22 protein-coding genes are annotated in these 21,399 nt (G+C 48.3%); 18 read left to right on the forward strand and 4 right to left on the reverse strand.

Annotation, left to right across the window (positions count from 1 at the left end):
* Positions 1–390: 390 nt before the first annotated feature.
* From LA360_RS20650 to LA360_RS20725, 16 genes are all read left to right on the forward strand, one after another.
* Entirely contained in the window at positions 391–1,797 is a 1,407-nt protein-coding gene (locus LA360_RS20650) for a deoxyguanosinetriphosphate triphosphohydrolase (RefSeq protein WP_022202389.1), read from the forward strand.
* A gap of 19 nt (positions 1,798–1,816) precedes the next feature.
* The gene (locus tag LA360_RS20655) at positions 1,817–2,203 is read left to right on the forward strand and encodes a ribosomal maturation YjgA family protein (protein WP_166433695.1); all 387 of its coding nucleotides are present in this window, start codon (positions 1,817–1,819) and stop codon (positions 2,201–2,203) included.
* Positions 2,200–3,912 (forward strand): IS1096 element passenger TnpR family protein, encoded by a 1,713-nt coding sequence (locus LA360_RS20660; protein ID WP_022202391.1) that lies wholly within the window; start codon positions 2,200–2,202, stop codon positions 3,910–3,912. Before LA360_RS20655 ends, LA360_RS20660 begins: the two co-directional genes overlap by 4 nt.
* Before the next feature lie 23 nt (positions 3,913–3,935).
* Positions 3,936–4,109 carry a hypothetical protein gene (locus LA360_RS20665; protein ID WP_022202392.1) on the forward strand — a complete coding sequence of 58 codons (174 nt, stop codon included), beginning with the start codon at positions 3,936–3,938 and terminating at the stop codon, positions 4,107–4,109.
* 39 nt (positions 4,110–4,148) lie between these two features.
* Entirely contained in the window at positions 4,149–5,078 is a 930-nt protein-coding gene (locus LA360_RS20670) for a sugar-binding domain-containing protein (RefSeq protein ID WP_002585656.1), read from the forward strand.
* 289 nt (positions 5,079–5,367) lie between these two features.
* Positions 5,368–5,988, forward strand: coding sequence for a DAK2 domain-containing protein (locus tag LA360_RS20675; RefSeq protein WP_022202393.1), 621 nt, complete (start codon positions 5,368–5,370; stop codon positions 5,986–5,988).
* 82 nt (positions 5,989–6,070) lie between these two features.
* A complete protein-coding gene (locus tag LA360_RS20680; RefSeq protein ID WP_022202394.1) occupies positions 6,071–7,069 on the forward strand; it encodes a dihydroxyacetone kinase subunit DhaK in 999 nt (332 codons plus the stop codon).
* 72 nt (positions 7,070–7,141) lie between these two features.
* Positions 7,142–7,462: a hypothetical protein gene (locus LA360_RS20685; protein ID WP_022202395.1), complete on the forward strand. Its 321-nt coding sequence runs from the start codon at positions 7,142–7,144 to the stop codon at positions 7,460–7,462.
* A gap of 12 nt (positions 7,463–7,474) precedes the next feature.
* Positions 7,475–8,317 carry a class II fructose-bisphosphate aldolase gene (locus LA360_RS20690; RefSeq protein ID WP_022202396.1) on the forward strand — a complete coding sequence of 281 codons (843 nt, stop codon included), beginning with the start codon at positions 7,475–7,477 and terminating at the stop codon, positions 8,315–8,317.
* 206 nt (positions 8,318–8,523) lie between these two features.
* Positions 8,524–9,519, forward strand: coding sequence for an SIS domain-containing protein (locus LA360_RS20695; protein ID WP_022202397.1), 996 nt, complete (start codon positions 8,524–8,526; stop codon positions 9,517–9,519).
* 172 nt (positions 9,520–9,691) lie between these two features.
* Positions 9,692–10,414: a GntR family transcriptional regulator gene (locus LA360_RS20700; protein WP_022202398.1), complete on the forward strand. Its 723-nt coding sequence runs from the start codon at positions 9,692–9,694 to the stop codon at positions 10,412–10,414.
* Positions 10,415–10,431: 17 nt separating this feature from the next.
* Positions 10,432–10,722, forward strand: a complete 291-nt coding sequence (locus tag LA360_RS20705) for a hypothetical protein (protein WP_225537638.1) — start codon at positions 10,432–10,434, stop codon at positions 10,720–10,722.
* 216 nt (positions 10,723–10,938) lie between these two features.
* Positions 10,939–11,838, forward strand: a complete 900-nt coding sequence (locus LA360_RS20710; RefSeq protein ID WP_022202400.1) for a PfkB family carbohydrate kinase — start codon at positions 10,939–10,941, stop codon at positions 11,836–11,838.
* A gap of 44 nt (positions 11,839–11,882) precedes the next feature.
* Positions 11,883–13,262: an ABC transporter substrate-binding protein gene (locus LA360_RS20715; RefSeq protein ID WP_022202401.1), complete on the forward strand. Its 1,380-nt coding sequence runs from the start codon at positions 11,883–11,885 to the stop codon at positions 13,260–13,262.
* Positions 13,263–13,317: 55 nt separating this feature from the next.
* Positions 13,318–14,193, forward strand: a complete 876-nt coding sequence (locus LA360_RS20720) for a carbohydrate ABC transporter permease (protein WP_022202402.1) — start codon at positions 13,318–13,320, stop codon at positions 14,191–14,193.
* Positions 14,194–14,206: 13 nt separating this feature from the next.
* Positions 14,207–15,031, forward strand: coding sequence for a carbohydrate ABC transporter permease (locus LA360_RS20725; RefSeq protein WP_089774627.1), 825 nt, complete (start codon positions 14,207–14,209; stop codon positions 15,029–15,031).
* 114 nt (positions 15,032–15,145) lie between these two features.
* Here the strand turns inward: LA360_RS20725 and LA360_RS20730 are convergent, their stop codons facing one another.
* The gene (locus LA360_RS20730; protein ID WP_146774919.1) at positions 15,146–15,331 is read right to left on the reverse strand and encodes a hypothetical protein; all 186 of its coding nucleotides are present in this window, start codon (positions 15,329–15,331) and stop codon (positions 15,146–15,148) included.
* A gap of 221 nt (positions 15,332–15,552) precedes the next feature.
* On the opposite strand from LA360_RS20730, the gene ltrA reads away from it, so the two are divergent.
* Positions 15,553–16,968, forward strand: coding sequence for a group II intron reverse transcriptase/maturase (gene ltrA / locus LA360_RS20735; protein WP_112481449.1), 1,416 nt, complete (start codon positions 15,553–15,555; stop codon positions 16,966–16,968).
* 77 nt (positions 16,969–17,045) lie between these two features.
* Here ltrA and LA360_RS20740 read toward each other — a convergent pair whose 3' ends face one another.
* The 3 genes from LA360_RS20740 to LA360_RS20750 all read right to left on the reverse strand — a co-directional run bounded on the left by LA360_RS20740 (position 17,046) and on the right by LA360_RS20750 (position 20,069).
* Positions 17,046–18,014 carry an SIS domain-containing protein gene (locus tag LA360_RS20740; protein WP_022202988.1) on the reverse strand — a complete coding sequence of 323 codons (969 nt, stop codon included), beginning with the start codon at positions 18,012–18,014 and terminating at the stop codon, positions 17,046–17,048.
* A 219-nt stretch (positions 18,015–18,233) separates the two neighbouring features.
* The gene (locus LA360_RS20745; RefSeq protein WP_089775649.1) at positions 18,234–18,911 is read right to left on the reverse strand and encodes a GntR family transcriptional regulator; all 678 of its coding nucleotides are present in this window, start codon (positions 18,909–18,911) and stop codon (positions 18,234–18,236) included.
* A gap of 135 nt (positions 18,912–19,046) precedes the next feature.
* Positions 19,047–20,069: a zinc-binding alcohol dehydrogenase family protein gene (locus LA360_RS20750; RefSeq protein ID WP_089775652.1), complete on the reverse strand. Its 1,023-nt coding sequence runs from the start codon at positions 20,067–20,069 to the stop codon at positions 19,047–19,049.
* 302 nt (positions 20,070–20,371) lie between these two features.
* Here LA360_RS20750 and LA360_RS20755 point away from each other — a divergent pair, with 302 nt between their 5' ends.
* Positions 20,372–21,394 (forward strand): TRAP transporter substrate-binding protein, encoded by a 1,023-nt coding sequence (locus LA360_RS20755; RefSeq protein ID WP_022200613.1) that lies wholly within the window; start codon positions 20,372–20,374, stop codon positions 21,392–21,394.
* The last annotated feature ends 5 nt before the right edge of the window (positions 21,395–21,399 follow it).

The raw sequence follows: 21,399 nt of genomic DNA on the forward strand, positions 1-21,399 counted from the left end.
TGCAGTTTTTTGTTGCTTTTTTCACGATTTTGTTGATAATAGATATAGATGCATGTTTAGCAAAAAAGCAAAAGAATCCTCCGCCTCCACAGGTGGAGGGATAAATTGCCGGAAACAAACGTAACGTCAGCGGCGGGCGGAGAAAAAACAGTGTCCCCCACTGACATGAGGTCAAAATACGCATTTGTATAAGATGTGGTCGCGCTCTGTTAAATGGCCAAGCTTGGATTGAAACGCATATGAAAGGCAGATTTGACAGGCGAATCGACTTCCGATATACTAGAATGAAACGTATCCCGTGTTTTGTCCTGTCCGCGGCCAGTGTAATCAGCCGTGATTGATGGATTATAATGGACAGGACTCCGGCGGGAAAGCAGTAAGGAGGTATGTATGGATTGGCAGACACTGCTTTGCGACGACCGCATCCGCAGCTACAAGAAACAGTCCTCCACGGACCTGCGGACAGAGTTTGAGAAAGATTATCACCGGATTATCGGCAGTGCATCCTTTCGGCGCCTCCAGGATAAAACCCAGGTGTTTCCGCTGGACAGGAGTGATTTCATCCGTACCAGGCTGACTCATTCTCTGGAGGTTTCATCCCTGGCCAAATCACTGGGACAGAATATATCAGAGAGCATCCGCACTATTATCAAGGATGAAACTTTTACGCCAGAACATAAGGCGGCGGTATGTGACATTCTTCAGTGCGCCGGATTGATTCACGATATCGGGAATCCTCCCTTTGGCCACTTTGGTGAGACAGCTATTCAGGACTGGTTTAAGAAGAACCTGGAGAGGCTTACGTTTAGAGGGAGAACCCTTGCGGAAATTCTGGAGCCCCAGATGGTGCAAGATTTTTGTCATTTTGAGGGAAATACCCAGGCGTTCAGGGTGGTGACAAGGCTTCATTTTCTGGTGGATGAGCATGGCATGAACTTGACAAAAGCTCTCTTGGGAACTATTATCAAGTATCCGGTATCTTCCCTGGAGATTGATAAGGACAGCGGCGATATCCGAACCAAGAAGATGGGATATTTCCATGGCGACAGGGAGAATTTCCAGGATGTGCAGGTGTCAACCGGCACATTGGGAAAAAGACATCCGTTGGCATTCATATTAGAAGCAGCAGATGACATTGCCTATAAGACGGCAGACATCGAGGACGCGGTCAAGAAGGGCTGCATTTCTTATGAACGCCTTTTGGCTGAGTTAAAAGCGTATAAGGCCGGCAGCCAGACAAACCACTATATCCAGATTGTATCATGGCTGGAGGAAAAGTATGGAAAGGCCGTGGGAAAGGGATATGACAGACCGGACCAGTATGCGGTGCAGAACTGGATTATCAGCGTCCAGGGCCAGATGATTTCGGGCGTTACGGAATGTTTTGCCGGCAACTATGAATCTATTATGGAAGGTACCTATACCAGCGACCTTTTTGCGGGTACGGATGTGGAACTGCTGATGGAAGCACTGGGGGATATTGCCTTGCGGTATGCGTTCAGCACCAGACCCATCCTGAAGCTGGAGATAGCGGCCCAGACAATATTTGACTTTCTTTTGGACCGGTTTGTGGACGCTGTGATTCCCTACGATACGGATCTGCCCATGACCCAGGTGCAGAAAAAGCTGGTTTCCCTTATATCTGATAATTATAAGATGATATATTCCATGTGCGCCCGGGACAGGGATGATGCGGAACGGCTGTATCTTCGTTTGCTGCTGGTGACGGATTATATCTGCGGCATGACAGATACATTTGCCAAGGATATGTATCAGGAACTCAATGGTATACGGTAGACGGCCAAAGGGAGGCCCGATGGATAGCGGGAGAAAATACAGGGCCAGGTGGGGATATCTGGCCGCAAGTATCATTGTTTTTATAATTGAGTTAATTATCGCCCTGTATGTTCATGATCGCATCATTAGACCTTATATAGGGGACATGCTGGTGGTGGTACTGGTGTACTGTTTTGTCAGGGTGTTCGTACCAGTGGGAATGAAGCGGCTGCCGTTATATGTGTTTCTCTTTGCGGTTTGTGTGGAGGTGATGCAGTATTTCCGTCTGGCAGAGATACTGGGGCTGCAGGGGAACGCCGCGGCCAGGATTATCCTGGGTTCTGTCTTTGACTGGAAGGATATAGCCTGTTACGGCGCGGGATGCCTGCTTATACAAATATTTGAAATTCGAAGGAGGGCCTTATGAAAGGTTATCAGTTGAAAATTACCATAAAAGGCAGTAAACCGCCTATATGGAGACGCGTGGTGGTGCCGGAGCAGTTTACATTTTGCCAGCTCCATCAGGTGATTCAGGGGGCCTTTGGCTGGTGTGATTACCATTTGCACAAGTTTGAGTTTAAGAAACCGGGGCTGCTTATAAGGGAAACGTGGGAGGAAGACGATCTGGCGGAATCCTGCGGCTGCGATGTGCTGGAGGAAGGCACACAGATTGGAACTCTAATAACAGAGAACCCTCGTTTTATATATACCTACGACTTCGGGGATACATGGGAACACCAGATTCTTATGGAGAAGGAAGTGGAGTATGAATACAGCTATCCCCAGGTGTTAAAGTATAAGGGAGACAATATTCCGGAGGACTGCGGCGGTATAGGCGGTTACTATGACCTGTTGGATAAGCTGGATGACCCTGAGGCTGAGGACCATGACTTGATGGAGGAATGGGCCTGCCAGCAGGGAATGGGAGAGTATGACCTGGATGAAGTAAACGCCAATCTAAAGGCACATCCGGCATTTGGACAAGGCAGAGCGGAAAACGCCCAGGAGGATGCGGTCCGGGAACCTGCGGTACAGGAACATGCCGCCGGCAAACAGAAAACCGGTATCCAGGATGCTGAAAAGCCGGAAACACAAAAGCCGGCTCCAAGGGTAATCCATACTCTGGAGGAATTATTTTCCAGATTTGATAAGACTGAGCTGCTGCGCATTGCCAAGGTTCATCATATTGGGGGATGCGATGAGCTGGGTAAGAATAAGCTGGCTCCGGCTCTGGCCGCCGCCCTGCTGGATTCCCAGCGCATGGGGCGGTTCTTCGGCACCTTAAGCGATGAGACCACAGCAGAGTTTGAGAAGGCCGCAGCAGCCGGAGGTATAGAATACCAGGGAGACCTGGAAGCTCTGAACTTCCTGCACTATGGCGGTTACTGCGGGTTTACCAGCCTGGGTACAGCAGTTGTTCCCGCAGATGTGGCAAAGGCATATGATGAGATGAATACAGAGAAATTCCGGTCTGATCGTCATTACCGCAGCCAGGTATGGGCTTGTTGCAAGGCAGCGGTTTACCTTTACGGCGCCGCTGACGCGGGGCAGGTGGAGACAATCTGCAGGGCAGTTGGCTGCGAGGCGGATGCAGGGGAAATCACCCGCCTTTGCCGTGAGATGAAAGGTGTCTGGACAGACTTTGCTTATTGGGACGGCCGGTTTATTGACTGGAATCTGATTCAGGCAGATGCCTATAAAGATGTATTGAATTATCAGAAGGGCAAGGAGTTTTATATACCTTCCGCCCTGCAGGTGAAGGAGATTGCCAGAACCGGAGCAGTGGAGCTTAAGAAGCATATCCGCCCGCTGAAGGCATTTTTCCTGGCCATGGTTGGCTGCGATGAGGAGACTGCTCGGGAGGCAGCTTCCTCCATCCATCATCACGTAAGGCTGGGGACAACGCCGAAAGCAGTGGAAGACATCATGGAGCATTTTGGACTGAACCTGGATTCCCAGGAAAAGATGAACGGATTCGATGAAATCATGGAACAGGTATGGAAGGAAACCAGGACGGTTGGAAACTGTGGTTATAACCGGGTGGAGCTGGATGCCAAGACAGCCCGCATTGACCCGGATGCGCCCTGTCCCTGCGGCAGCGGCAAGCGTTACCGCCAGTGCTGCGGCCGTAAGTAGGGAAGCGGAGGTGGAATGCAGCCATGTTTGAACGTGTGGATTACAGAGTGGAACGGATTGACGGGGATTATGCTTATCTGAAACGCGTGGATGTTCCGGATGACGATGAGAAATGCGTGGCCAGGGATCTTCTGCCTGCTGATATCAATGAGGGCAGCGGGCTGGCGTATGAGATGCTGGAGTATACGCTTCTGTGACATGCCAAAGCGGCACCAGCGATATGAATAAGAGGCAGTATGGATAAGAAAACAGAGCGTCTGGTCGATGTGGCCAGAATGTATTACGAGCAGGACAGGACCCAGAGTGAGATTGCGGACCAATACGGTATATCCCGCCCCATGGTCAGCAAGCTTTTGAAGGAGGCGCGGGATAAGGGAATCGTCACTATACGGATAAGCGCACCGCAGGAGGAGTCCGGCGGTGCGCTGTCCCTCATGGAACTGGTGGGACGCTGTTTCGGGATTTATGACGGTGTGGCTGTGCCCGACGGACCAAATGATCAGACCACCAATGAGGCTGTGGCAGAGGCGGCCATCTCTTATCTGTCAGGGCTGGGAGGCACCGGCCTGGGCATTGGATGGGGCCACATTATCGGTGATGTGGTAAAGCATATGGAACAGAGGGAGACGCTGGTTCCCATAGGAACATTTGTCTGCCCGCTCATAGGAAACGGCGGTGTGGGACTTAAAAATTACCACTCCAATGAGCTGGTTCGTTCCATTGCGGAGCACAGCGGGGCCCAGCCCAGATTTATCTATTCACCGGCCTGCGTGCTTTCTGAGCAGGAGCTGAAACTGACCAGGGAGCTGGACAGCTACCACGAGATATATCATGTCTGGGAAAAACTGGATGTGGCGCTGGTCAATATCGGGAATTTTCCTTCTGTACCGGATTTTGCGTCGGAGGCCAGATATGGAGACCAGCTTATACGGCAGAAGGCAGTGGGACGCATCCTAAACTACTTTATGGACAGCCAGGGGCATATTATCCGGTCAGATACGGATTACGCCATTCAGATTCCACTGGAGCTTCTGTCCGGGACTAGGCATGTGGTGGGTATCTGTTCTGCCAATACCAGCCCAAAGGCATTCCGGGGAGCCTTAAAGACCGGTTACCTGAAACATTTTATTGCACCGGAGCATGTGGTCAGGGAAGCGCTGGAATGATGAGCGGGGATGAAGAGCGATAAAAAGGCCGGGACATGTGAGGTCAGACCTGGTGCGCGGCAAGAGCTGATGATTGTACAATGAGAATGTATGATTGCACAGTGCGGGCCAATGAAACATAGGTTACATACGTAACCATAAATGCGCGGTTTGCTAAAGAAACTGCGCATTTTTTGTGCATTAGGGCAAAAAACAGAGAAAGGCACGATGAATAATTGACAAATAAACTAACAAATGTTAATCTAAAATCATGGATAATTTTGGGAAAATGCATGAGAGGAGGTTACATATGTTACTTTCAAAAGCGGAAATTACAAAGATGCTCAGAAAAGCTGCCCAGGTCTGGAATGAGAACAAGGATTATCTCAGCGAGATTGATTCCAGATTCGGTGACGGGGACCACGGCGTCGCCATTGGCAAGATTGCCGGTCTGATTGAGAAGAGCCTTGATGGCTGGGATGATGATGACGTGGAGACTTTTTTGGAGGACCTGGGAGATAATACCATGGAAATCGGAGGCGGAAGCGCAGGTCCATTATACGGAACCATGATAGGAGGACTGTCAGGTCCCCTGGAAGGAAATAAGCCCATTGATGCAGGGACTCTGAAGGAAATGTTTACGGAATGCTTGTCGGCCATGGAAGACATCACCAACGCGGGCGTGGGGGATAAGACTATGATGGACGCCCTGATTCCTGCTGTGGAAGCGGCTCAAAGCGCAGAAGACGATGTGATGGCTGTCCTGGAGGCTGCGAAGGAGGCAGCGGCCAAGGGCGCAAAGGAAAGCGAGCAGTATGTGTCCAAGTATGGCAGGGCCAGAAGCTATAAGGAGAAGACCATCGGCACCCCGGACGCGGGGGCAGTGAGCACATCCCTGTTTTTTGCGGGACTTTGCGACGGACTGAAGTAGACGGCATACGAAAGTAGACGGCATACGGAAGTAGACGGCATACGGATGCGGTCAATAAAATAAAATGGGAGAGGTAAAAATTATGAAGATGAAGAAATTTATAAACAATCCTGAGAATCTGACGCCTGAGCTGTTAGAAGGCTTTGCCGAGGCGCACAAGGAGCTGGTGACCCTGGGCGAAAACCGCATGATCATTAACAATAAGCTGGCTGAAGCCGACAGGGTTACCATTGTGACCCAGGGCGGATCCGGCCATGAGCCGGCTATCAGCGGATTTGTGGGAGAGGGAATGGTGGATATCTCCGTGGTGGGAGATGTCTTCGCGGCTCCCGGACCGCAGGCCTGCCTGGACGCCATAAAGCTGGCAGACAAGGGCAAGGGCGTTCTCTACATAGTCTTAAACCATGCAGGCGACATGCTTACCGGCAACCTGACCATGAAGAAATGCGCAAAGGAAGGATTAAATGTCATCAAAGTAGTGACCCAGGAGGATATCGCCAATGCGCCCCGCTCCAACGCCGACGACAGGAGGGGACTGGTGGGATGTATTCCCACCTATAAGATAGCGGGAGCAGCGGCTGCCGAGGGAAAGAGCCTGGAGGAAGTGGCTGCCATTGCGCGGCGGTTTGCAGATAACATGGCTACCCTGGCCGTAGCCGTATCTGGAGCGACCCATCCCGCAACAGGAAGCCTGCTTGCCGACTTGGGCGAGGATGAAATGGAAATCGGCATGGGACAGCATGGAGAAGGGGGCGGCGGACGCCAGACCATGAAGTCAGCCGATGAAACAGCTAAGATCATGCTGGACGGCCTTCTGGCTGACCTGGATATCAAGGAAGGCGAGAAAATCATGCTGATTCTCAACGGAACCGGCGCCACTACACTGATGGAGCTGTTCATCATTTACCGCAGGTGCGTATCCTGCCTGAAGGAGAAGAACGTCGAGATTGTGGCCAATTATGTGGGAGAGCTTCTTACCGTACAGGAGCAGGCCGGCTTCCAGATGTTCATGGCAAAGATGGACGATGAGCTTCTGCACTACTGGAACGCGCCGTGCAATACGCCGTATATGAAGAAATAAGAGGGTGTTTAAGAACGTTCTGATGGCACAAGGAAAAATCAGTTTGAGAGAAAGATGAGGAGGATATCGGTCATGGCGACAGAATATATGCATATAGGAATCCCGGTCCTGAACAAAAAAGAGGGCATGACATATAACGAGGACATGAAGTTCTGGGTAAGCAATGTGGATGACTATGATTTTAAGATAGAGTACCTGAAATTCGAGGAGGGGACGCCCTTCCCGGAGATTCTCTCCAAGCAGCCCCATGTGGCTTACAAGGTGGACGATCTGGACCACTATGCCGCCCAGGCTCAGAGAATCATATTCGGGCCGGCTGACTGCGGCCCTGGCGTGCGCCTGGCATTTGTAATCTGGGATGATGCTATCGTTGAACTCTATGAGGAAAAGTAAGGAGAATGCCGGATGTTAGTAAATATGAACCATGTTCTGCGGTATGCGCAAGAGAAGCAATGCTGTATAGGCGCCTTTGACACGCCGAATCTGGAAATTCTTATGGCGGTCATACGGGCGGCAGAGAAACGTGAGGAACCAGTTATTATCCAGCACGCACAGCTTCACGAGTGCGAGATGCCTATTCATATCATCGGCCCCATCATGGTGCGTATGGCGAAGGAGGCCAGGGTTCCTGTCTGCGTCATGCTGGACCACGGCGAGGACCTGGACTATGTGAGAAAAGCCCTGGATTTAGGCTTTTCCGCTGTTATGTATGATGGCTCATCCCTTGCTTACGAGGAAAATGTGGCTATGACCAGGGAAGTAGTGGTCATGGCAAAGGCCTGCAATGCGGACGTGGAGGCTGAGATTGGCATTGTCACAGGCCATGAGGGAAAAATCTTTGCCATCAACGATGTGAGCGACGCTTATACGGACCCTGAGCTGGCGGCCAGATATGTAAAGGATACGGGAATAGACGCCCTGGCTGCATCGGTGGGAACCGTCCACGGATTCTATGCCACCAAGCCAAAGCTGGATTTTGACCGGATTGTGAAAATTAAGGAATTGACAGGGCTTCCGCTGGTAATGCACGGGGGATCCGGCATCAGCGCGGCGGATACCCAGAGGGCGATCCGCTGCGGTATCCGTAAAATCAACTATTTCTCCTACATGTCTAACGCGGGCGTGAAGGCAGTGAAGAAACTGCTGGAGGAGAAGGAAGTCAAATATTTCCATGATTTGGCTAATGCGGCAGTGGATGCGATGGAGCAGGATGTGCTGAATGCTATGGGGATGTTTGCGTTAGAGTAGGTTTGAAATAAGAGAGCTGTTTTTGTTCCGGCGGGTCATGTGATGACGTGTCCGGACGGGCAGCTCTTTTTTTGATGTCCAGGCGGGGATGTTTTTATGCCCTGTTGAAATATTATTTTACGCATAATGAGCAAATTCATCTTGTATTTTGCATAATGTTATGATATGTTATACATAACAATATATGACGTCAAGGAGGAGCTGTTATGTTTAATTTTGATGAGGCAAAGGTTCTGCAGGAGCACAAAAACGGACTCGGCATTGTGGGAGCAACAGAGAAAGCAGTAGATGAGGTAGTGAGGAGAGGATATAAAAATATTTTCTACATCGGAATTGGGGGAACCGTGCTTTATGCCAACCAGATGGCCCACATAGTAAGGGAAGAAGGTTCTACCATTCCGCTGTTCATCGAAAACGCAGCGGACTTCTGTGTGGTGGACAATCCCCATTTTTCCAAAGATTCGGTGGTAGTCATTGAGAGTATTTCCGGTGATACGAAGGAAGTGGTGGCTGCGGTGGATAAGACCCATGAAATCGGAGCAACGGTTATAGGGTATGTGGAGAAGGAAGGCAGTCCGCTCTATGAAAAATCAGATTATCTCATAACCACCACAGGCGGCGGATACTATTTCTGGTACACCGTGACCCTGCGCTTCATGTATCATGCAGGCCAGTTCCCACGGTACGGGAAGTTTTTTGAGGAGCTTAAGAATATGCCTGAAAATGTGGTGGAGATTTATAAGAAGGCAGATGTCAAAGCGGCGGAATACGCGAAAGCATATCAGGATGAACCTATTCAGTATCTGGTTGGTTCCGGCAATCTGGAGGACTGGGCTGTCTGCTATGGTATGTGTATCATGGAAGAGATGCAGTGGATGCGTACAAGACCCATATCGGCCTCTAATTTCTTCCACGGGACATTGGAGGTTATTGACAAGGATACCTCTGTAATTTTAATCAAGGGTGAGGATAAGACACGTCCGCTTATGGACAGGGTGGAAAATTTTGTCCACAAGATCAGCGCTAAGGTGACTGTGTTTGACAGCAAGGATTTTGAGCTTAAGGGGATTAGCGATGAGTTCAGGGGAATGCTCTGCCCAATCATCATGCGTTCTGCCTTCCAGAGGGTATCCACCCATCTGGAGCATAACAGACGGCATCCTTTGGCCATCAGGAGATATTATAGGAGACTGGATTACTAAACATACCAGGTCCTTCGGAAAGCATGCCGGCAGTTCCAAAGATGCATTGAAATCAAGGAGAAAAGGGATGTTTGAAACGGTTGCGCGAATACTTTCCCAATGGTATACTTAAGCTATGTATGGTCATGTATCGTATAATAATGATACAGACATAATCAATGGAGGCGGAATCATGGGAAAACTGAACAAGGAATCAAGCGTCCCTTTGTATCAGCAGCTGATGGAGGTAATCCAGAATCAGATACTCAACGGAGAATTAAAAGAAAATGACAGGATACCTACTGAGATAGAGCTGAGCAGGGAGTATGACGTCAGCAGGATAACAGTGCGTAAAGCCGTGGAATTATTGGTGGAGGAGGAGATACTGGTAAAGCGCCAGGGCATAGGAACCTTTGTGTCGCAGAAAAAGCTTTGCCGCAATATCAATGGTTTCATGGGATTTACTCAGAGCTGTCTGGCGGAGGGAAACACGGCCGGGGCACAGTTGGTGTCTGCGGAACTGGCAGAGGCCACCATGGTGGACGCAGAGGAACTGAAGATTCAGGAGCATGAGAAAATCATTAGGATTGTGCGGGTGCGAACCTGTGACGGGATTCCCGTTATGCTGGAGGAAAATCATTTTCCGGCCCGTTTCGCATACCTTTTGGGCCATGATCTCACAGGATCCCTCTATCAGATATTGGCGGAGAATGGGACAATTATGGAGAATGGCATTAAGAGGATTGGAATATGCCAGGCCAATGAGATTGAACACAAGTATTTGGGCGTGGATCTTGACAAACCCCTGCTCTATGTGAAGGATGTCAGCTATGATCGGGAGGGAAATCCTGTCCACAACTGTAAAAGTGTGATTAATCCGGACCGCTATAAAATGACGGTCATGGTTAATGCTTGAGAAAAGGCGGACAGAGAGTGATAACAATCAGTAAATCCCAGGTGACGGTAATGAATATCCAATATGGCTATTATCCACTGGAGAAATTCTTAGATGACGCTGCCAGGGCTGGCGTAGAGCATGTGGAGCTGTGGAGAGCAGCTCCACATTTTCATTTGGAAGATATGACGTACACAGATGTGTGCCGTGTCAGGAAACAGATTGAGGAAAGGGGCCTGTCCCTGGAGATAACAGATGGAAGATACAGAGTGGACCCTACATTCTCTGTTTTACAAAGTGTTAAGAGGTTATATGACGTGTTGATTTGATGTAAACAGCGAGCGGCAAATATACTAATAAAGCGGATTCCCTGCGTATAGGCAACTGGAATTCGCTTTTTTGGCAAAAGGCACAAAAACGGCATGAGATAGATGTGAAAATTATACGAAAATCAGATTGCGGCCACATTTTATGTTTACAAAATATACATAACGTCATATAATGATTACATGATAATTAAAACACATTGACAAAGAGGTGAGGACATGTTAAGAGTACTGGGATTGGGCGATAACGTGGTGGATAAGTATATGCATATCCGTACCATGTACCCCGGCGGAAACGCATTGAATTTTGCAGTCTATGCAAAGATGTTCGGAATTGAAGCCGGCTATCTGGGAGTGTTCGGAGATGATGAGGCTGCCGCCCATGTATATGATACGATCCGTGGTCTTGGGCTGGATCTCTCCCACTGCCGTTTTTATCCGGGAGAGAACGGATACGCTAAGGTGCGTCTGGACGACGGGGACCGGGTGTTCATCGGCTCCAACAAAGGCGGGGTATCAAAGGAACATCCTCTGGAGCTGACTGGAATGGACAGGGCTTATATAGCCGGCTATGACATTGTACATACCAGTATCTTCAGTTATGTGGAAGATGAACTTCCGTTAATCCGTCAGGCATCATCCTTTGTATCCATGGATTTTTCGGACAGTGCAGACAAGGAGTATTTGAGACAATGCGCGCCATATATTGACTGTGCCAGTATCTCCTGCGGCGATATGCCCAGAAATGAGATTGAGAAAAAGATGGCTCTGATTCGGAAATTCGGATGCAGACATATTGTTATTGCTACCAGGGGGTCCAAGGGAGCGCTGGTAATGGTAGACGGGCGTCTCTACGAACAGTCCCCATGTTTGGTAGAGGCGGTGGATACCATGGGAGCGGGAGATTCCTTCATTACCTGTTTCCTGATAAATTATGTGGATGCCATGAAGGACTCCAGGGACTTCCCGGCAGCATCGGGAGCCAGAGGAACAGTGACAGCTGCAGACTATCAGGATTTGGCAGTCAGAACCAGTCTGTACCGCGCAGCCGTTTACTCGGCAGGCAACTGCCAGAAGGATGGATCATTCGGATTTGGCAAAGTGTTTCAGGATGAGTAAAGCATTATACAAAAAGTATTATGAAGAGGCGAAAGGAGTTTATTATGAGAAAGTTTGTTAAGAAAGCGGCGGCTGCCCTGTTGGCAGGAACCATGGCAATGTCACTTACAGCTTGTGCGGGATTTACCCCCAGCGGCGGTGACAGCAAGAAGGACGCGCCGGCTTCGTCGGAGGCAGGAGCTGACACAGGTGTTGCTCAGGCTGCTCAGACACCAGGAGAGAGAAAAACCATAAAGTTTTTCCACAGGTTTCCTGATGAGCCGTTCAATGGCTTTATCGAAAGCAAGATTGCTGAGTATGCGGAGGCGCGTCCCGATATCGACATCGTAGTTGAGAGTGCCCAGAATGATCCATACAAAGAAAAAATTAAGGTAGTGGTTGGCGGTAATGATGCTCCTGATATTTTCTTTAGCTGGTGCGGCGAGTTTTCGGAACGGTTTTTAAGAGAAAACCTGATTATGGATCTTACCCCGTACCTTGAAGCAGATAAGGAGTGGAAGGATTCTCTCATGGAGTCCCAGCTGGTAAACTATACGAAGGACGGTGTTACATACGGTATTCCATTCAGACTTGACTGCAAGCTTTTCTTCTACAATACACAAATATTTGAACAGAACGGCCTGAAGGCACCGGCTACATGGAATGAGCTCATTGAAGTGTGTGATAAGCTGAAAGCGGCCGGTATCACTCCCATATCTTATGGAAACCAGGAAAAGTGGCCGGCAGCGCACTATATTGGCAGCTTGAACCAGATGCTTGTAAGCGATGAGGTGAGAGAGAAAGATTTTGATCCTGCCCAGGGAGAGTTCACCGATCCTGGTTATGAAGAAGCATTAAAATGCTATCAGCAGCTGATTCCTTATTGCAACGATGCAGTGAATGGTACAGCAGCAGACATGGCCAGAACCAATTTTGCAATGGGCAAGTCAGCAATGTACTATGCAGAACTCATTGAGATTCCATATATTACAGACCTGAACGCCGACCTGGATTACGGTATGTTCAAATTTCCTGTAGTGGAAGGTCCAGGCAATCCTGATATATTAACCGGCGTTCCGGAAGGATTTGTGGTTTCGTCCAAAACACAGTATCCGGACGAATGTATCGAGTTCCTGAAATGGTTCTTGGGACCGGAAGTAGGCAGGGAGCAGGCACAGACCATCGGCTGGTTCAACGCATCAAAAAATGTGACAGAAGGAGTCAATGATACGAAACTGCTGGACGGCTATAAGGTTGTAAATGAAGCCAAAATCATGGGACCATGGTTTGACAACGCTCTTTATTCAACAACATGTGATGAATATCTCACAGCAGCTTCCGACCTTACAAATGGAGATATTACACCTGCGGAGGCAATGGCAAGAGTACAGAAAGTCGCTAAAGAAGCCCAGAGTCTTGTATCCGGGCAGACCAAGTCAGAGTAATCTATAGGGGGATGTGGAAACATCCCCCTGCAACATAAGAAAGTAGGTAAAAGCTATGAGAACGAAGAAATTCACTCCATATTTGTATATGATTCCCGGTCTTATTATGGTACTTGTATTTGTATACATACCGGTCATAACGAATATTGTATACAGCTTTTTCAGCTTGTCATCCTACTCATCTTCGGCAAAATTTGTGGGTATCAGTAATTACATCCGTTTTTTTACTAAGGATACCCTCCCTATCATGCTGAAGAACAACGGACTGTACTGTATTATTTCCCTCGTCGTTCAGGTGGGTTTCGGAACATTGCTTGCGCTTCTTCTTGAGAGTAAGGCTACAGGACGGTTCCGTAATGTGTACAGGAATATATATTATATACCGGCCCTGATTTCACTGACAGCAGTAGGTATTCTGTTTACCTTCATATATCAGCCGGACCTGGGCATGCTGAACTCATTTTTGAGAGCTATAGGACACGGGGATATGGCTCGTTCATGGCTGGGGGATTCCAAGATTGCCATATACTGTATCATAGCCATGAGTCAGTGGCAGTTTACCGGATATATCACTCTTCTCATGGTAGTGGCCATACAGAATGTGCCCAATGATTATATTGAGGCAGCGTCTATTGATGGCGCGGGGCCTGTAAAACGCGCGCTCCATATCGTACTGCCTCTTGCAAAGGAGCAGCTTCTGGTATGCTCAGTCATTACGGTAATTGGAGCGTTCAAGTTGTTTACCGAGGTATATTCCACCACGGGAGGAGGGCCAGGAAACAGTACGCAGGTATTGGGGGTGTTCCTTTATCAGAACGCATTCCTTCACGACGACTTGGGAATGGCGGCTGTAACCGGTGTATTTATATTTATGATAACCATGGTGCTGTCACTGATTCAGATGAAGATCACCAGGTCTGGCGAAGTGTAGAAAGGAGCGGCATATGAAGAAACGAACAGCAGTAACCGTACTTTTGAATATATTCTTCATACTGTTGGTGCTTGTGATTATACTGCCGGCAGCCTGGCTGATTATGAATTCGCTGAAGACCAATGTGGAACTGTTTACCGATTCTCTGGCGCTGCCTGCGAAGGTACAGTTTGCCAACTATATATCGGCATGGAATAAAGGACTTTACAAGTACTTTGGAAATTCTGTCATTGTAAGCTCCATTTCCCTTATATCCATTCTGTTTCTAAGCTCCCTGCTGGCCTATGGCATAACCAGATTCAACAGCAGATTCGGAAATCTGATATTCCTGATTACATTAGGGGGCATGGCCCTCTCGGAGCAGGTGGCACTGGTTCCTCTGTATAAGATACTTCAGGCCGCACACCTGTATAATACGTATTGGGCGGTTATCCTGCCGTATGTGGCATTCAGGATACCATTTACTGTATTTCTGATGCGTGCTTATTTTATGTGTATACCAAAGGAACTGGAGGAAGCGGCAGTCATTGACGGCTACAACAGCTTTCAGATATTCAGAAAAATTATAGTCCCTATCAGCAAGCCGATTTTTGCATCCTGCGCCATTGTGAACCTGAATTTCGTGTGGAACGAGTTTCTGTTTGCCAATGTGTTCCTGGAGAGTAAGAGTATTATGACCATTCCTATCGGTTTGATGACGTTTAAAGGCGATATGAGATCAGATTATGTGGTAATGCTTGCAGGCATCACCATTGCATCCCTTCCAATGATCATACTGTATCTATGTATGCAGAAACAGTTTGTGCGAGGTCTTACCTCTGGTGCGGTTAAGGGCTAGATAATGGCCCTTTGACTATCTCATTGGTTCCGTTTTGGAAATGACAGTCATATAGACATAGTCCTACCTCCATAAGAAGGGCCTCCGGCAAAGCATCAGCTGACGGAAGCCCTTTTAGGTGCGCCCGGCGGGCGCACGTTCTAACGGGTGAAAGTCCCTGACCCGCCCGGCAGTGGGAAGGGTGCAGCCAATGGCAAGGGCGTCATCGTGAGGTGGGGTCTGAAGGAAGCCGGAGGCAAACCACTGGCCTGTAAAAGTTGTCCGGATAGGCTGTGAAGCGTGGATGAGGTTGCCTAACAAACTAAAGTCCAATAACTGCACGGAACGCCAGCAGTAAACGGGGCAGGTATAAGTGGGAAAGAACGTGTGAGTACCCGGGGAGGTCTCACGGACGTGAAAGTGGCGATAAAACATTCGCAGTCACGGAGTAAAGCCTGCCGTGAGAAGTCAGCAGAGGTCATAGTACCGGGCGGTCGCAAACGCACCGGGAAGGACTGAACAGTAGGAGGTGTCGTTACCAAATGGAAACCGGACATGGAATTAAGTACAGACAACTTCATATTGAGGACTACCTGCGAGAGATACCTGCGGAACAGGGAAGGGAAACAGGAGAGTACGCCCATGAAAGGATTACCGGGAACCCCGACACCAACACGGACTTTCGGACGGACAACCTGCTAGATACGATTCTTAGAAGCGACAATCTAAATGCCGCCTATAAGAAGGTCAAAACGAACAAAGGCGTTGGTGGGATTGACGGAATGCAGGTGGATGAACTTCTACCCTGCCTGAGAGAACACCAGTCCGAATTGGTCGAGCAGGTGAGGGAAGGCAAATACAAGCCAAACCCAGTCCGAAGGGTAGAAATACCCAAAGAGGAGAAAGGAAAAACAAGGAAACTGGGGATACCCACAGTGGTAGACAGGGTAATCCAACAGGCAATCGCACAGGAACTGACGCCCTTATATGAAGAACAGTTCTCTGACAACAGCATCGGATTCCGTCCCGGCAGAGGGGCGCATGACGCACTGGAAAGATGTAGGAAATATATCAACGAAGGATATGTCTACGTGGTCAGCATGGATTTACAATCCTACTTTGACACGGTGAACCACAGCAAGCTGATAGAGGTGCTGTCGAGGACGGTGAAGGACGGGAGGGTAATCTCGCTGATACACAAGTACCTGAAAGCCGGAGTAATGGAGGACGGAGGATTTCACGCAACGACCGAGGGCGTGCCGCAGGGAGGCCCGCTAAGTCCCTTATGTGGAAATGTCATGCTGAATGAGTTGGACAAGGAACTGGAGCGCAGGGGACACAAGTATGTGAGGTATGCGGATGACTGCCTGATTCTGTGCAAAAGCAGGAAAAGCGCAGAGAGGACGATGGAAAACATTGTGCCATTCATCACAGGAAAAGTGTTTCTGAAAGTCAATCTTCAGAAAACGACAGTGAGCCACGTCAGCAAGATAAAATACCTGGGCTACGGCTTTTACCGGCATAAAGGGAAATGCCGCATGAGGATACACCCGAAGTCGGTGGCAAAAATGAAGAACCGGATACGGGAGCTGACAACCAGAGGGAACAAATGGAGCAATCAGGAGAGGGAAGAAAAACGCCGAAGCTATGCAAGGGGATGGATTAACTATTATCGATATGCAGACATGAAAAGCCTGATGGAACAGACGGATGAGTGGCTGCGCCACAGAATCCGAGCGGTGTACTGGAAACAATGGAAGAAGGTACGCACAAGATATAAAATGTTGCGGGCGTTACATTTACCAGAGTGGAAGGTGCATGAGATGGCGAACTGCCGAAAGGGAGTGTGGAGAGCGGCGGGAATGCTCAACTCGGCACTCACCAAAAGAATCATAGTGGACAGACTTGGTTATCCCGATATGACTGCCCACTATCTGAAAGTCCGAGTAAACTATTGAACCGCGTAGTACCGAACGGTACGCTACGTGGTGTGGAAGGGGAGGTTAAAATCTCCCCTATCCGATGTGAAAGATAATTAGTATTCCAGTTTCCACATGTATCTTCTCTGGGTCAAAGGATGATTCCTGAGGATTGCCAGCTGCTCTGCATATATCCGCAGTACGGCGGTAATCAGCATCGGGTTGAAGTAATCCTTGACCGTGGATGGTATTACGGACCCTAATCCAAAATCCTTCGCGTCAATCAGGGTGGTTTTGGCCTGGAAGCGGTTCAGGAAGTCCAGGGCTCTGGAATCCAATGCTCTGGTACTGCCGTCGTTCATCAGCAGAAGGAAGGGCGCATCCTTATCTACGATTTCAAAAGGACCATGGAAAAATTCACCGTCATGGAAGGAGCCTGAATTGATCCACTGCATTTCCATTAGGAGGCAGATGGAGAAGGCATAGGCCACCATATGGGTAGCTCCGGAGCTCATAACGTAAATAACAGGAGCATCCTTGTAGTTTTCTGCAAACTTCTTTGCGGAAGGAACTGCGAAGGAAACTGCGTCTTCTATTAAGTCAAAGATCTTGCCGAATCCGGTTATCATATCTTCATAATGCTCGTACCCTTCATACTGGTTGAGAATTTCTGCTGCCAGCTGCAGACAGAAGGTCATTTTTTCCAGTTTGGCCGCATAATTCTTCTCAAATCCGTGCAGTACCACATAGTGTGCGCTGTTAGCCAGTGGTGAACCGGGGGTATGTGTGATGGCAATTACCTTAGCGCCCGTATTCATGGCTTTTTTGGAGGCTTCCACTGTCTCGGGGGTATTGCCTCCAAGGGAGCAGGTAATGACAATGCTTTCTTTGCCCACGCAGGCAGGAGTGGCATGTACAAATTCATTGGCTGTGTAAAGACTGGTCCTCAGCTTTTTTGCATTGCCCTCTAAGAAGTACTTGGCCGGATAAAGCTCTGCCTGAGATGCGCCGCATCCTACAAAGATGACTGAGGTGATTTCCGGGCGCTCTGCTTTGATTTCCTCGATAATTTTTTTTAGTTCCATAAAAATAGGGCCTCCTTTGAGAGATATGTAGTTTTTATTTGTGTGATAAATACATTATATAACGTTATATAAAAATAGTCAATAAGAATATAATATAATGTTCTATTACATTATAAAGACTTTGCAGCGATTGGATGTAATAGCAGGGAGCAGGAGAATAAAAATATCCCCAGGAGATACCGGTATATTTCATCCGTATCTTCTGGGGAGAATTCTTCTTTATTTTACAAAGTATTCAGGATATGCCTTTACCAGCTCCGACTTCTCCACCCTGTGGCGGGTCAAATGCCGGGTCATTAACATCTCTGCCAGCTCTGCGTCGCGGCGCTCAATGGCATAGAGAATATTTTCGTGGTCCTCCACGGTCTTATCAGGCTTAACGGTTTTTAGCGAAAGAGCCCTGAGACGGTCGAAGTGTACCATCTGGGCACGGATAATTTCATAAGTGCGTGCCTTGTCAACGGAATGGAAGAGAAGTTTGTGGAACTCGTTATCCAGCTCAAAGAGCCGTTCTGCTTTCTCCTCTTTCAGTATATTATCCTCCATCCTGAGATTTTCTTTCAGTTTGTCCATGTATTCCTGAGAAATACCTTCGCAGGCCAGCTTTAACACGGCGTTCTCCAGCACCAGGCGCATGAACCGGGATTCTTCAATCAGTTCATAGTCAATCTTAGCAATATAACTTCCTCTTTGAGGCTGGATCTCCACCAAACCTACTTTGCTCAGTTCAATGAGAGCCTCACGTACCGGAGTGCGGGAGAGATGCAGAACGGCGGAAAGCTCATTCTCGCTCACCGCGCTTCCCGGTACCAGTTCCAGATTAATGATATTATATTGAAGAACCCTCAGGGCATAGGTGCGGGCATTTTCAGCAGACAGCCTGTCCAGTACTTTCATATGTTCCTCCTTGTTTCTTAAATCTCCTTATATACCAGCAAACTATATATTATGTACTAGTATACTACCGAAAGAACGGATAGGCTATCATTATTTAGTTGAAAACTGTCATTTTAATTTTTATTCAGGACACTGCTAAAAGCCAAAAGTCAGAACCACCTTGCGGATGGATGGATCGTGGGAGTCAACGAAATCAAAGGCCTCCTGGGCTTTTAGCAGGGGGAAGGTGTGGGAAACGCTTCCTGTCAGGTCAAGTTTTCCTTCGTTGATTAATTCAATGGCTCTGCCAAACATCTTGTTCTGAAGGCGGGAACCCCGTACATCCAGTTCCTTTGAGGTGATGAGGAACTGGTTGATTTCAGTAGGGGATGTGGAAAAGCCCATAGTGATGACCCGGCCTGCGTTGCCGGTGGCTTTCAGCAGGCGAATCAGGGAATCACTTCCGCAGACCGCGTCAATGGATACGGTGGCGCCGTGCCCGTGTGTGTATTCCCTTACCTTCTCCTCCAAATCCTCTTTTAATACATTGATGGTGTGGGCGGCTCCTGCAGATTTCGCTCCTTCTAATTTCTCATCCACCACATCTGCTACTATGATATAGTCGCAGAGCAGCCGGGCAATTTTTAAGATGGAGCTCCCTAAAGCGCCGCATCCAAAAATAAGAAGCATATCATCCCTTTTAAGCTCCGCTCTGGTGCAGGACTGGATGGCAATGGTGGCAGGTTCGATCATCACGGCGTCCGTATCTGAGATGGAGTCAGGAAGCGGATAGCAGTCCTCCTGCGGCACAGCCATATATTCCTGGTATCCTCCGTCGATATGCACGCCCCTTACAGCCAGGCTGTCGCAGACATTCCCTCTTCCTATGCGGCAGGGATAACAGTGACCGCAGCTTGTAACCTGATTGACAATAACACGATCACCCGGACGCAGAGAGGTGACAGAAGAAAATGTATTCTCTACTACGCCGACCATCTCATGTCCGATGATTCTGGGGTAGGCTGCAGCCGCATTTGTGCCGTGGTAGATGCCCATATCTGAACCACAGATACCGGCGGCTGTCATACGTACTAATACATTGTTATCTTTAGTTACGGATGGTTTTTCAAGATCAATTATATGTAATGACTTGGGTTTTAAAATCTGTACTGCTTTCATAGCTGCTTATTCTCCTTTTTGATTGACGTGTGTGAAGAACTTACATACTTGTATACTAGTTTAGCGCCGGTAAAATGTCAAGTACTTTGTTGAAATAGAATTAAGATATAAAATATGCACAATAATTAAAGATAAATATTGGACAAATTTACATATTGCAAGAATTTGCCTTATATACTACCATACAAGTAAGGACTCGATACACAAAAGATATCGTATCCCGCAAAATCAGAATTACTAGTATAATTATCAAATGACGTGTGCGGAAACTTTAATTAATTATATTCAGGAGGGTTTCATTTATGAAGCTTGCTAAGTTTGTGAAGCATGGATTGTGTATCTTTACTTCTATAGCAGTAATGGGTACCCTGGCGGGCTGCGGCGGTCAGGCTGGAAGTATGAATAAAGGAAAATTGGTGAAAATCGCAGTCTGCGTTTCCAGCCAGACACCGGCTTCCATGGCGATGAGGGAGGTATTTAAACCAAGACTGGAGGAACTGACAGAGGGAAAATATGATATCCAGATATATGACTCCGGAGTACTGGGAAGTGAGAAGGTCACCTACGACTATACCAAAAGCGGAATCATCGAGATGTGTGTGGTGGGGACTCCTATGTGGTCTGAGACGCCTGTAATGGCTATCCCTGATTTTCCATTTGTGTTTCGGGATGTGGAGCATGCCAGAAGATGTTACCAGGGGCAGCTGGGAAGTTATATTGCAGAAGAGCTGGAGGCAGAGCAGCCGGTGACTCTGATGTCGTGGTTCCCAAACGGAGCAAGGGCATTTTCTTCTAATAAGAAGCTGGCGGGGCTGGATGATTTCAAGGGACAGAAGCTGAGGATGCCGAATAATCCAATTCATGTGAAGCTGGCTGAGAGCCTGGGAGCCAACGTGGTCATCATGGATATGGGAGAGGTGTTTACGGCTCTGGAACAAGGAGTTGCGGATGGTCAGGACAATCCTCTGTCAACGGTTAAGAATGAAGGATGGTATGAGGTTCAGGATTATATCTATGATACCAATCACATAGTGGCATCTTTGGAGCTTTTTGCAGGGGACCAGTTCTGGGACAGTATAGATGAGGCTGACAGGGAGATATTTCGTCAGGTGGCAGATGAGACATCGGACTACGCATGGGATCTATACATAGCTCAGCTGGCTGGCGATAAGCAATTTATGGAGGATAACGGTCTGACAGTTACAGACCTGTCTGATGAGGACCGGGAGGCCATGAAGGTAAAGATACAGCCTGTATATGATTATCTGGACGAAAAGTACCAATGGGCCGGAGATATTAGAAAAATGATTGAAGAAATCAAGTAAGGAGA

This window comes from Enterocloster clostridioformis (assembly GCF_020297485.1).
GTDB classification, from domain to species: Bacteria; Bacillota; Clostridia; order Lachnospirales; family Lachnospiraceae; genus Enterocloster; species Enterocloster clostridioformis.

Bases quoted from the DNA above. Each gene is read 5' to 3' on its own strand.
- LA360_RS20650 (WP_022202389.1), top strand. From the start codon at position 391: ATGGATTGGCAGACACTGCTTTGCGACGACCGCATCCGCAGCTACAAG.
- LA360_RS20655 (WP_166433695.1), top strand. From the start codon at position 1,817: ATGGATAGCGGGAGAAAATACAGGGCCAGGTGGGGATATCTGGCCGCA.
- LA360_RS20660 (WP_022202391.1), top strand. From the start codon at position 2,200: ATGAAAGGTTATCAGTTGAAAATTACCATAAAAGGCAGTAAACCGCCT.
- LA360_RS20665 (WP_022202392.1), top strand. From the start codon at position 3,936: ATGTTTGAACGTGTGGATTACAGAGTGGAACGGATTGACGGGGATTAT.
- LA360_RS20670 (WP_002585656.1), top strand. From the start codon at position 4,149: ATGGATAAGAAAACAGAGCGTCTGGTCGATGTGGCCAGAATGTATTAC.
- LA360_RS20675 (WP_022202393.1), top strand. From the start codon at position 5,368: ATGTTACTTTCAAAAGCGGAAATTACAAAGATGCTCAGAAAAGCTGCC.
- LA360_RS20680 (WP_022202394.1), top strand. From the start codon at position 6,071: ATGAAGATGAAGAAATTTATAAACAATCCTGAGAATCTGACGCCTGAG.
- LA360_RS20685 (WP_022202395.1), top strand. From the start codon at position 7,142: ATGGCGACAGAATATATGCATATAGGAATCCCGGTCCTGAACAAAAAA.
- LA360_RS20690 (WP_022202396.1), top strand. From the start codon at position 7,475: ATGTTAGTAAATATGAACCATGTTCTGCGGTATGCGCAAGAGAAGCAA.
- LA360_RS20695 (WP_022202397.1), top strand. From the start codon at position 8,524: ATGTTTAATTTTGATGAGGCAAAGGTTCTGCAGGAGCACAAAAACGGA.
- LA360_RS20700 (WP_022202398.1), top strand. From the start codon at position 9,692: ATGGGAAAACTGAACAAGGAATCAAGCGTCCCTTTGTATCAGCAGCTG.
- LA360_RS20710 (WP_022202400.1), top strand. From the start codon at position 10,939: ATGTTAAGAGTACTGGGATTGGGCGATAACGTGGTGGATAAGTATATG.
- LA360_RS20715 (WP_022202401.1), top strand. From the start codon at position 11,883: ATGAGAAAGTTTGTTAAGAAAGCGGCGGCTGCCCTGTTGGCAGGAACC.
- LA360_RS20720 (WP_022202402.1), top strand. From the start codon at position 13,318: ATGAGAACGAAGAAATTCACTCCATATTTGTATATGATTCCCGGTCTT.
- LA360_RS20725 (WP_089774627.1), top strand. From the start codon at position 14,207: ATGAAGAAACGAACAGCAGTAACCGTACTTTTGAATATATTCTTCATA.
- ltrA (WP_112481449.1), top strand. From the start codon at position 15,553: ATGGAAACCGGACATGGAATTAAGTACAGACAACTTCATATTGAGGAC.
- LA360_RS20740 (WP_022202988.1), bottom strand. From the start codon at position 18,014: ATGGAACTAAAAAAAATTATCGAGGAAATCAAAGCAGAGCGCCCGGAA.
- LA360_RS20745 (WP_089775649.1), bottom strand. From the start codon at position 18,911: ATGAAAGTACTGGACAGGCTGTCTGCTGAAAATGCCCGCACCTATGCC.
- LA360_RS20750 (WP_089775652.1), bottom strand. From the start codon at position 20,069: ATGAAAGCAGTACAGATTTTAAAACCCAAGTCATTACATATAATTGAT.
- LA360_RS20755 (WP_022200613.1), top strand. From the start codon at position 20,372: ATGAAGCTTGCTAAGTTTGTGAAGCATGGATTGTGTATCTTTACTTCT.